Annotated in this window: 7 protein-coding genes and 1 pseudogene; 6 read left to right on the top strand and 2 right to left on the bottom strand. The window is 66.1% G+C overall.

Annotated features, from left to right (window positions below):
• Nucleotides 1–13 precede the first annotated feature (13 nt).
• The 6 genes from IAE37_RS16670 to ureG are packed head-to-tail and all read left to right on the top strand — an operon-like array spanning nt 14 to nt 4,416.
• Nucleotides 14–331 carry an urease subunit beta gene (locus IAE37_RS16670; protein WP_201175314.1) on the top strand — a complete coding sequence of 106 codons (318 nt, stop codon included), beginning with the start codon at nt 14–16 and terminating at the stop codon, nt 329–331.
• A complete protein-coding gene (gene ureC / locus IAE37_RS16675) occupies nt 328–2,031 on the top strand; it encodes an urease subunit alpha (RefSeq protein WP_201175303.1) in 1,704 nt (567 codons plus the stop codon). Before IAE37_RS16670 ends, ureC begins: the two co-directional genes overlap by 4 nt.
• A 10-nt stretch (nt 2,032–2,041) precedes the next feature.
• Nucleotides 2,042–2,539, top strand: coding sequence for an urease accessory protein UreE (ureE, locus tag IAE37_RS16680; RefSeq protein WP_201175304.1), 498 nt, complete (start codon nt 2,042–2,044; stop codon nt 2,537–2,539).
• Nucleotides 2,540–2,561: 22 nt separating this feature from the next.
• Nucleotides 2,562–3,107: a HupE/UreJ family protein gene (locus IAE37_RS16685; RefSeq protein ID WP_201175305.1), complete on the top strand. Its 546-nt coding sequence runs from the start codon at nt 2,562–2,564 to the stop codon at nt 3,105–3,107.
• Nucleotides 3,107–3,781: an urease accessory protein UreF gene (locus IAE37_RS16690; RefSeq protein WP_201175306.1), complete on the top strand. Its 675-nt coding sequence runs from the start codon at nt 3,107–3,109 to the stop codon at nt 3,779–3,781. The genes IAE37_RS16685 and IAE37_RS16690 overlap by 1 nt, the downstream gene beginning before the upstream one ends.
• 11 nt (nt 3,782–3,792) lie before the next feature.
• The gene (gene ureG, locus IAE37_RS16695) at nt 3,793–4,416 is read left to right on the top strand and encodes an urease accessory protein UreG (protein ID WP_201175307.1); all 624 of its coding nucleotides are present in this window, start codon (nt 3,793–3,795) and stop codon (nt 4,414–4,416) included.
• Here ureG and IAE37_RS16700 read toward each other — a convergent pair.
• A complete protein-coding gene (locus IAE37_RS16700) occupies nt 4,406–5,971 on the bottom strand; it encodes a sensor domain-containing diguanylate cyclase (RefSeq protein ID WP_201175308.1) in 1,566 nt (521 codons plus the stop codon). The two genes, ureG and IAE37_RS16700, sit on opposite strands and share 11 nt — an antisense overlap.
• Before the next feature lie 84 nt (nt 5,972–6,055).
• A pseudogene (locus IAE37_RS16705) lies at nt 6,056–6,274 on the bottom strand (DUF899 family protein); the annotation flags it as partial.
• Between the last annotated feature and the right edge of the window lie 81 nt (nt 6,275–6,355).

The raw sequence follows: 6,355 nt of genomic DNA on the forward strand, positions 1-6,355 counted from the left end.
CCAGGAGCCCAGCATGATCCCAGGAGAAATCCAGGTCGCCGCCGGCGACATCGAACTCAATGTCGGCCGCGCCACGGTCAGTGTCAGCGTGGCCAACCATGGCGACCGGCCGGTGCAGGTCGGCTCGCACTACCACTTCTACGAGGTCAACGACGCCCTGGTGTTCGAGCGCGAGCCGACTCGCGGCTTTCGCCTGGACATCCCGGCCGGTACCGCGGTGCGCTTCGAGCCGGGCCAGTCGCGCACCGTGCAGCTGGTGGCCTATGCCGGCAAGCGCGAGGTACACGGCTTCCAGGGCAAGGTGATGGGCGCGCTGGAGGGCAGGGCATGAGCCGAATTTCCCGCCGTGCCTATGCCGACATGTTCGGCCCCACCGTCGGCGACCGTGTGCGCTTGGCCGACACCGCGTTGTGGGTGGAGGTCGAGAAGGACTTCACGATCTACGGCGAGGAGGTCAAGTTCGGCGGCGGCAAGGTCATCCGCGACGGCATGGGCCAGGGCCAGATGCTGGCGGCCGAGGCCATGGACCTGGTACTGACCAATGCGCTGATCATCGACCACTGGGGTATCGTCAAAGCCGATATCGGCGTCAAGCACGGGCGCATCGCGGCCATCGGCAAGGCCGGCAATCCCGATGTGCAGCCGGGCGTCACCGTGCCGGTGGGGCCGGGCACCGAGGTGATCGCCGCCGAAGGCAAGATCGTCACCGCCGGCGGTATCGACTCGCACATCCACTTCATCTGCCCGCAGCAGGTCGAAGAAGCACTCACCAGTGGTGTCACCACCTTCATCGGCGGCGGCACCGGCCCGGCCACCGGTACCAATGCCACCACCTGCACACCGGGGCCCTGGTACCTGGCGCGGATGCTCCAGGCCGCCGACTGCCTGCCGATCAACATCGGCTTGCTCGGCAAGGGCAATGCCTCGCGCCCTGAAGCGCTGCGCGAGCAGATCGCCGCCGGTGCGGTGGGGCTGAAACTGCACGAGGACTGGGGGTCGACTCCCGCGGCCATCGACTGCTGCCTGGGCGTGGCCGAGGAAATGGACATCCAGGTGGCGATCCACACCGACACCCTCAACGAGTCCGGCTGCATCGAGGACACCCTGGCGGCCATTGGCGATCGCACCATTCATACCTTCCACACCGAAGGTGCCGGTGGCGGCCATGCCCCGGACATCATTCGTGCGGCGGGGCAGGCCAACGTACTGCCATCCTCGACCAACCCGACCCTGCCGTACACGATCAACACCGTCGACGAGCACCTGGACATGCTCATGGTCTGCCACCACCTGGACCCGAGCATCGCCGAGGACGTGGCCTTCGCCGAGTCGCGCATCCGTCGCGAGACCATCGCCGCCGAGGACATCCTCCACGACATGGGCGCTTTCGCCATGACCTCGTCCGACTCCCAAGCCATGGGCCGGGTCGGCGAAGTGGTGCTGCGTACCTGGCAGGTGGCTCACCAGATGAAGCTGCGCCGTGGCCCGCTGGCACCGGATGGCGCCTACAGCGACAACTTCCGGGTCAAGCGCTACATCGCCAAGTACACCATCAACCCGGCGCTGACCCACGGCATTGCCCACGAAGTCGGCTCGGTGGAAGTCGGCAAGCTGGCCGACCTGGTGCTGTGGTCGCCGGCGTTCTTCGCGGTCAAGCCAGCCCTGGTGATCAAGGGCGGGATGATCGCCACCGCGCCCATGGGCGACATCAATGGCTCGATCCCGACCCCACAGCCGGTGCATTACCGGCCAATGTTCGGCGCCCTTGGTGCGGCCCGCCATGCCACGCGCATGACGTTCCTGCCCCAGGCGGCGATGGACCGTGGCCTGGCCGAGGAGCTTGGCCTGCGCAGCCTGATCGGGATGGCTCACGGCTGCCGTCAGGTACGCAAGGCCGACATGCGGCACAACACCTTGCAGCCGTTGATCGAGGTCGACTCGCAGACCTACCAGGTACGCGCCGATGGTGAGCTGCTGGTGTGTGAACCGGCGCGCGAACTGCCTCTGGCGCAGCGTTATTTCCTGTTCTGAAGGAGTGAATATGATTGTTCTGACCCGCCGTATCGAGGCCGCCGACCGCGTCGACGGCACTGTCACCCTGGATGTCGACAGCCGTATCAAAAGCCGCTTGCGGGTGACCCTCGACGATGGCCGCGAGGCCGGCCTGATGCTCGACCGTGGGCACCTGCTGCGCGGCGGCGAGCTGCTCGCCGATGCCGCGGGCAGCCTGGTGGTGCGCGTGCTTGCCGCGCCCGAGCGCGTGTCCACGATGCGCTGCGACGACCCGCACCTGCTGGCCCGTGCCGCCTATCACCTGGGTAACCGCCACGTGCCGTTGCAGATCGAGCCGGGCCTGCTGCGTTACCAGCACGACCATGTGCTCGACGACATGCTGCGCGGCCTGGGGCTGACGGTCGAAGCCGAACAGGCGCCATTCGAGCCGGAAGCCGGCGCTTACCAAAGTGCACCACACAGCCACAACCATAGCCACGAACATAGCCACGACCACCCCTTCGTGCGACTGCCGTCCCACGCTTGACCTGCCTTCGATGGAGACCCTGATGAAAAAGACTTTCGCCCTTGCTCTGCTGCTGGTCGCGCTGCCGGCCTTCGCTCACCCCGGCCACGATACCAATCCGTTGCACGATGGTCTGCTGCACCCGCTGACTGGGCTCGATCACTTGCTGATGCTGCTCGGTACCGGCGTGCTGGCCGCGCTGACCCGACGCAACCTGGCCTTGCCGCTGGCGACCCTGGCGGCGATGTTCGCCGGTGCCGTGTGTGGTCATCTGTTCGGTGACGTGCTGGGTATGGAAAGCATGATCGCGGTCTCGGTGCTGGTCGCCGCGGCCGCCGTGTTGCTGCCCAGCCGCCAGCTGCTGCTGGCACTGGCCATGCCGGTATTCGCGCTGTTCCATGGCTGGGCCCATGGCGTCGAGGCCACGCCGAGCGCGTTCTGGCAGTTCAGCGCCGGCTTCGTGACGGTCAGTGGCTTGTTGCTGCTGGCCGGTTTTGCCGTCGGTTGCCTGCTGCGCCGCCACAGCGGCCTGCAGAAAGCCTTCGGTGGCGGCCTGCTGGCTGGCGCCGCCGTGGTGCTGGCCGGCTGATGGACAGCGACCTGGCGCTGTTGCGCCTGCTGCAATTGGCCAGCCCGGGCCTGCCGGTGGGCGGCTTCACCTATTCGCAGGGCCTGGAGTGGGCAGTGGAGGCCGGCTGGGTGCGTGACACTGCCGGTTTCGCCAGTTGGCAGCGCGAGCAGATCCACGACACCCTGGTGCACCTGGACTGGCCGCTGCTGGCGCGCCTGTATCAAGCCTGCCAGGTCGGCGATGCCGAGGCCTTCGCCCGCTGGAGCCAGTTCCTCCTGGCCAACCGCGAGACCGCCGAGCTGCGCCTGGAAGAACGGCAGCGCGGCGCGGCCCTGGCGCGGATGATCGACGGCTGGCAACTGGGCCAGGATCCGGCCTGGCGCGCCAGCCTGGAGTTGACCCAGCTCAGCGGCATGGCCTGGTTGGCCGCGCACTGGTCGATACCGCTGCGCCAGCTCGCCCTGGGCCATGCCTTCGCCTGGCTGGAAGGGGCGGTGATGGCTGGGGTCAAGCTGGTGCCGTTCGGCCAGCAGGCGGCGCAGACCCTGTTGCGCGACCTGGGCACAGAGTTGCCCGGCGTGCTCGACCATGCCCTGGCCCTGAGCGATGACCAGCTTGGCGGTGGCCTGCCGCTGCTGGCCATCGCCTCGTCACGACACGAAACCCAATACACCCGTTTGTTCCGTTCTTGAGGACTGCCTTCATGCAAAGCTATCAGCAACCCCTGCGCGTCGGTGTCGGCGGCCCGGTCGGCTCTGGCAAGACCGCGCTGCTCGAAGCCCTGTGCAAGGCCATGCGCGATCACTACCAGATTGCCGTGGTCACCAACGACATCTACACCAAGGAAGACCAGCGCATCCTCACCGAGGCCGGCGCACTGGAACCTGAGCGCATCGTCGGCGTCGAGACCGGCGGCTGCCCGCACACGGCCATCCGCGAAGACGCCTCGATGAACCTGGCTGCAGTCGAGGACCTGGCGCGCAAATTTGGCAATCTCGAAGTCATATTCGTGGAAAGTGGCGGTGACAACCTCAGCGCCACCTTCAGTCCGGAGCTTGCCGACCTCACCATCTATGTGATCGACGTCGCCGAAGGCGAGAAAATCCCGCGCAAGGGCGGCCCAGGCATCACCAAATCCGACTTCCTGGTGATCAACAAGACCGACCTGGCCCCTTATGTGGGGGCTTCGCTGGAGGTGATGGAGCGCGACACCCAGCGCATGCGCCCGCAGCGGCCCTGGACCTTCAGCAACCTGAAGAAGGGCGAAGGGCTGCAGGCGGTGATCGATTTCATCGTCGAACGCGGCATGCTCCGGGTCAGGGGGTAAATACCTCGACCCGGTTACGGCCGCTCTGCTTGGCCTTGTACAGCTGCTCGTCGGCCTGCTTGAGCAAGGTATCGGCCTGCTGGGTGTCGGGCTGGCGGCAGGCCACGCCGATCGACAGGGTCAGCCGGCCGACATGGGGGGTATCGGCTTCTTCGACCGCTGCGCGGATGCGTTCGGCAATGCGCCGGGCGTCCTCGAGCCGGGTATCGGGCAGGAGCATGGTGAACTCCTCGCCGCCGACCCGGCAGGGCAGGTCCTGCTGGCGTGAGCGCTGGCGTAGCAATTCGGCCAGGTGCTGCAGCACTTCGTCGCCGGCATCGTGGCCATAGGTGTCGTTGACCCGCTTGAAGTGGTCGATATCCAGCGCCAGCACGGCGAAGTCGCGTTGCCCCTGCATCAGCTCGTCGAGTGCGGCTTGCAGCACCCGGCGGTTGGGCAGGCCGGTGAGGGCATCGCTCTCGGCTTCCTGGCGCAACTTGCCGAAACGCTCCTGCAGCAGTTGCTCGCCGGTGATCAAAGCACTGCGAATGTCCGCCGCTTCGGCATACCAGGCGTCGATGCGCTTGAGGTCTGCGTCGGCATGGCTGGATGAAAAATGCCTGGCCGCGTCGGCGAGGTGGCGTAGCGGTTTGGTCAGGTATTGGGTCAGCCAGAGCATCAGCAGCAGGCCGATGGCGCTGGTCGGCAAGATATGCAACGCCACTTTCTGCATCAGCTCACGCAAGGGCGCCAGGGCCAGCTCGCGGGGTTGCTGGGCCACCACCGCCCAGTGTGCGTCGGCCACCGGGGCGAAGCCTGCAAGCATCGGGATGCCGATATAGTTGGGCGCATCCAGGCTACCAGTCTCCCCACGTAGGGCCGCTTCGATGGTCGGGCTACCGCTGACGACGCTACCGATAAGCTCATGGTCAGGGTGATAGAGCAGCCGACGGTTGGTGTCGGCGACGAATACGTATGAGCCATCGTTCTGGTAATGCGCGCCAATCACGGTATGCAGTTCGCTTTCCTTCTTGAGGAACACCGAACCGCCGACCAGGCCCAGGTAGGTGCCGTCGGGCGCGCGGATCGGTTCGGAGATGAACACCACCAGGTCACCTCCGCGCGAGGTATAGGCGTTGCTGATGTGCGGCTTGGCCGAGTCCACGGCCTGGAGTATTTCGGAAGAGCTCAGGCGGCTGCTGGCGATCTGGCGGATATCCGGATAGGCCGCCAGGATGCGGCCGCGGGCATTGACGATGACGATCGAGTTGAAGTCCAGGTCCTGGGCCTGCAGGCGCTTTGCCTCGGCGATACGCAGGTCGGCGTCGGGCATTTCGGTTGCCAGCAGCGCGGCGCTGTAGCGCAGGTGATCGCGTGCCGACTTGATGAATGCATCGATGCTCGAGGCGACTTTGCTGGCATAGGCTTGGTTGGCTTGCAGGCTCGATTTCACCAGCGCGGTCTGTTGGACCCGGTAGGCCACGTAGAGCGTGTTTATCAATGTGGACAGGCAGGCCAGCAGCACCATGCCCAGGACCAGGGTACGCAGTTGCAAGAAGCGGCGGCGGTTGTGCATAGGCAGTCGTCGGCACGGGAGGAGACCGCTGAAGTATGGTTGGTTTCCCGAAAACCGCCGCTATTCGGGGTTCGCTAGCGATGACAGCAATGTGGCGCGGCGGCCGGCGAACAGGTCGGCGAGGTTGAGTTCGCCATCCGCGCCTTGGAAGCGGTAGGGCTGTTCCAGCTTGACCCAGGGCAGGGCCAGGCGAGCGGCGGCGACCTCGTCGCGTTGGTGGGTGAGGGCTTTTTCGTGGAGCCACAGCTGGTAGCGGGCGGCGAGCCACTCGGTGCGGGAAACGATGGGGTGCTGGGTGCTCATGGGGCTGACTCCGCTTGAGGGGTTCAGCTTGTGGTCGATGGCTTGCTGGCTGAGCAGCAGGCCGCCGGTGTTGTCCAGACT

The sequence above is a fragment of the Pseudomonas sp. S31 genome (assembly GCF_016648105.1).
In the GTDB taxonomy this organism is placed as follows: domain Bacteria; phylum Pseudomonadota; class Gammaproteobacteria; order Pseudomonadales; family Pseudomonadaceae; genus Aquipseudomonas.